Raw genomic sequence first — 4,182 nt, forward strand, 5'->3', positions numbered from 1 at the left:
TCAGCCGAGGGGCGCGATCTCAGCGGCCAGGGCCTTGATGGCCTCGACCACATCTCTTGCCCGCTCCCCCTCCGGCGTCTCGAGACGATTGAGCAGATACGAAAACGCGCACGCGGGCACGCCCCCTCCCCCGATCTCCACCCGATTCACGCTGACACCGACACGCGGACCATCGGTCGGCACGAGATCGTCGAGCGGTGCGACCGCGATCTGCGCGACGAACCGGCGCAGACGCGCATCGTCGATGGAGCCTTGCGCCTCGACGTCGCCTCCTGCCGCCGCGGGGCGACGGTTCGTCACCCGCACCCAGGCGCCACCCGCTTCGATCGCGCTCACCTCAACGGTGAGCGCGTACTGGAACCGGGGCGAGACCGGACCGCTCGACTCGTTGAGCGTCACGCGAAGCGGGGCAGACGCGAACGGCGCAGGAGCGCTCATGGCAGCGGGGCCTTCGCGCCGCAGTGAACGCAGAACCGCGCGTCGGTCGGAAGCTTCCCGCCGCAGGCCGAACAGGCCCGCGATGCTGGCGCGGCATGCCCGCACGTCGGGCAGAACCGCGCGCCCTGGGGCAGCCCTGCACCACACCCCGCACAGGGAGCGATCGCGCTCGACGGCGCGGCCGAAGCGGGCATCCACGCCGACGGCCTGGGGGTTCTCGGCGCCCCCTGCGGACCGAACGAAAGAGGCGAGGCCGGCGTGGAGACCGCAACCGACGACGCACGCGCGGCGCTCCCCTTTGCACTCACCTGCGGCCGAGCCGCCGAAGTCGACAGGCCCCCTTCCCAGCCTTCCTTGCGCACCAGCATCGCGTGCAACTCCGGCTCAGAGCGCTCGAGAACCGCGCGAGGGATGTAGCAGTATCCCTTGTCGCCCCAGTCGGTGCCCCAGGAGTTCTTCACGATGTAGTAGTTCCCGATGTACCCCACGACGAGCATGGCATGGTAGCCGTGGTCTCCGCTGGGACGCTCGGCCGCGCTGAACACCCCATCCGGGCCGAGCTCCGCGAACGCGGGCCCCGTGCTCATCGACAGGTGGACCGGGCAGCCGCTCGTGAGCACCTTGCGGAGATCGTCGAGGTGGATGGGCTGCACCGCAGCCTCGAGACGGTACTGCGCGGCGTCGCTGGCCATCTCGTCATCGGCGGCGTGGGGCTTGTGGCTGTCGTCGGGCCAGAGATCGTGGTGACAGGTGCCGTTCTCCACGAGCACGAGGCCAGGACGAGGCCCCGTGATGGTGCCATCGCCCCCCTTGTAGGCGTAGCGATGGCCCTTGTAGTCTCCCTGCATCTGCTGGAACTGCATCATGGTGTAGCTGGTCGACAGCCTCTCGGACGTGCGCCCCTGCATGTTGCGCACCATCTCGAGCCCGTGGGTCCACGCAAAGGCGCTGCACCGCATGGTCTGCCCCTGGTCGCCCACCGGCGAGCAGTAGGTGCGCAGGTCGACCGTGTCCGCGGGAGAGACCGCGGCCAGCGTGGGGGGAAGGGGCTGCGGCGCCCCATCCGGCCCCTCGATGCGCGGCCCGGTCAGCCGCAGCGCGCTGAGGTCGAGGTCAGGGAAGCGCTGCTGCAGCAGCGCGAGCGCGGCACTGGTGACAAACCCCGTGGCCAGCACCTCGCTCCCTCGGGAGAGGAAATCGATGGTGGCCGAGACCCCCGGCACGATGAGATCGGCGATGGCCAGGTGCTCGTCGTTCTGGTCCCAGAGAGAGTACCCGTTGGCCATCCAGCGGTCGAGCGCCTTGAGGCCGAAGGTGGCCAGATGACCGAAGATGCCCTGGGCGCTCTCGTGATAGTCGTCGACCGACCACGCTCCCGTGTCGGCCTCGAAGTGATGCGAAGAGGCAGACGGGAAGAGATCGAGCGCGCCGAGGACACCCGCCGCCACCTGCGTCAGGTCGACACCGAAGTCGGCTTCGCCCGTGGCCTCTCCTTCATCGAGGGAAGCCTCGTCGCCATCGTCGGAGAGGTCGTCGCTCGCCTCGTCGCCGTCGAAACCTTCTTCGCCCTCATCGAGGGCCTCATCGTCGTCGCGTTCGTCCGCCATGCCGATTCATTCTGGACGACGCCCAGGGCTCCTAGGCCGGGTCACCCGCAATGCGAACGCTGTCGATGGAAACCCCGTCATAGTTGACACTCGAGTCAGACGTGAGCTCGAAGCGCAGGCGAATCTTCTGCCCCTCGTAGCTCTTGAGGTCGAGACCGTGCTCGGCCCAGTCGTGGGTGCCCGTCATGGTCTCGAGGGTATCCCAGGTCTTGCCGTCCCGGCTCACCTGCACCCGCCCGTTGTCGAAGCCAGGCTCGGTCTGCACGCGCGCGCTGAAGGTGAGACGAGGGTTGCGCAGCCCCGCGAGATCGATGGGCGTCGAGACGATGGAGCCCTTGGCGTTCTGCGGGTAGATGCCGCCCGGCGAATCCTGGTAGACAAAGCCGTGCCCTTCCTCGCGCGCACGCCCCCATCCGCCGGCGGCGCGCCACTTGCCGCTGTCGGTCTCGAAGTCGTCGGCAAACGCCACCACCGCGGGGAGGGAGGTTCCCGACGCCGTGGCCGTGCCTGTCGCATTACCCATGTTGTCGATGGCCCGCAGCGCGAAGTAGTAGGTCTTCGCCTGCGGATCCGGAGAGATCTGCACGCGGATGCGCTCCGCCGTGCCCGCGTCGCCTGGCGCGGGCAGGTTCTTCACGGGAGTGGCCGCGTTCCACGACGCCTGGTCGGTGATGGGCTGCGACGCGTACCGCACCTGGTAGCTTGCGGCCTTCCCAGTCGCACCGTCATCTCCGGTCGCGGTGAAGCCCAGCGTGAGAGACGTGGCCGCGAAATCGACCACCGCAAGGTCGGTGATGTCAGCCGGTGCCACGCTGTCGTCTTCGAGAGCATTGGCCGCGTTGACACGCCCACCGGTGAGGACCTTGCCCTCGAGCTCGTCTTCCTTCACAACCGAGTTGAGGAGGCGGGCCTTGAGCTGATCATTGGTGAGGTTGGGGAACTGCGAGAGCACGAGACCCGCGACGCCGGTCACGTGCGGCGTGGCCATCGAAGTTCCGCTGAGCGACTGATAGGTACCCCCCGGCTTCGCCGAGTAGATGTCGACCCCTGGCGCGGCGAGATCGACCGAGGTGGCGCCGTAGTTCGAGAAATCAGCGAGATTGCCGTTGCGGTCGATGGCGGCAACGCTCACCACGTTGTCAAGATCGAAGCCACCGGGGTACGACGGCGAGACGTCGGAGTCGGCGCTGTTGTTGCCGGCGGCGCAGATGTGGAGCGCAGGCGACGCCTTGAACGCATCGTAGAGGGCCTGGCTGAAGCCACCCCCGCCCCATGAGTTCGATGTGACGCGCGCGCCGATGGCGGTGGCGTAGAGCACGGCGTCGATGGCGTCGGCGTAGCTGCCGCTGCCATTGGCGTCGAGGAACTTCGCTGACGCGATGGTGGCGTTCCAGTTGACCCCTACGATGCCGTTGCCATTGTTGCCCACGGCGCCGATGGTGCCGGCGCAGTGGGTGCCGTGATCGTTGTCGTCCATCGGGTCGCCGGTCTTGGCGTTGAGGTTGGCACCGTGCACGTCGTCAACGACGCCATTGCCATCGTTGTCGACACCGTCACCCGCGATCTCGTTCGGATTGGTCCAGACGTTCGCGGCAAGATCTGGATGGGTGTAGTCGAGGCCGGTGTCGATGACGCAGATGAGCGGCCCCTGACCGTTCGGCGAACCCGTGGTCGTGGCCCACGCAGGCACGGCGCCCACGTCGACCCCCGCGGTGCCGCCGTTCTGGCCATCGTTGCGAATGCCCCACAGACGCGGGTCGAGGTCGTTTGGGGTGCCTTCGCTGACCTTCTTCTCGAGCGAGGCCACCATCGACGCATCGGCCGAGGTCTTGGGATCATCGACGTGAATCTTGTAGTTCGGCTCGACGTAAGAAACACCAGGACGCGTGCTGAGCTGCTTGATGCCCTCCTCCACCGTCATTCCCAGGGGGAGCTTGAACTGGTAGAGCTCGCCGCCGAACGCCTTCTGCATCTGCGGCGGGATGACGAAGTGGCGCAGCGTCTGCAGGCCCAGGTCGCCAGTGAGGCGCTTCACGTCGGTGAAGCTGGCGGCGCGGTCGAACTTCACGAGCACCTGACCCGGCAGAAAATCCGGCTTGCCCGGCGCGGCCTTGTCGGCGGCCTGGGCGCTCGTCGC

General features: G+C 67.6%; 3 protein-coding genes. All 3 read right to left on the bottom strand.

Annotated elements, in window-relative coordinates:
- Positions 1-438 (bottom strand): hypothetical protein, encoded by a 438-nt coding sequence (locus tag EB084_20895; protein ID NDD30725.1) that lies wholly within the window; start codon positions 436-438, stop codon positions 1-3.
- Positions 435-2,045 carry a hypothetical protein gene (locus EB084_20900; protein NDD30726.1) on the bottom strand — a complete coding sequence of 537 codons (1,611 nt, stop codon included), beginning with the start codon at positions 2,043-2,045 and terminating at the stop codon, positions 435-437. The genes EB084_20895 and EB084_20900 overlap by 4 nt, the downstream gene beginning before the upstream one ends.
- Positions 2,046-2,076: 31 nt before the next feature.
- Positions 2,077-4,182: hypothetical protein (locus tag EB084_20905; protein ID NDD30727.1), on the bottom strand; the 2,106-nt coding region annotated here is incomplete at its 5' end.

This window comes from Pseudomonadota bacterium (genome assembly GCA_010028905.1).
Taxonomy (GTDB): Bacteria; Vulcanimicrobiota; Xenobia; order RGZZ01; family RGZZ01; genus RGZZ01.

Coding starts and splice junctions, on each gene's coding strand:
- EB084_20895 (NDD30725.1), bottom strand. CDS start 438: ATGAGCGCTCCTGCGCCGTTCGCGTCTGCCCCGCTTCGCGTGACGCTC.
- EB084_20900 (NDD30726.1), bottom strand. CDS start 2,045: ATGGCGGACGAACGCGACGACGATGAGGCCCTCGATGAGGGCGAAGAA.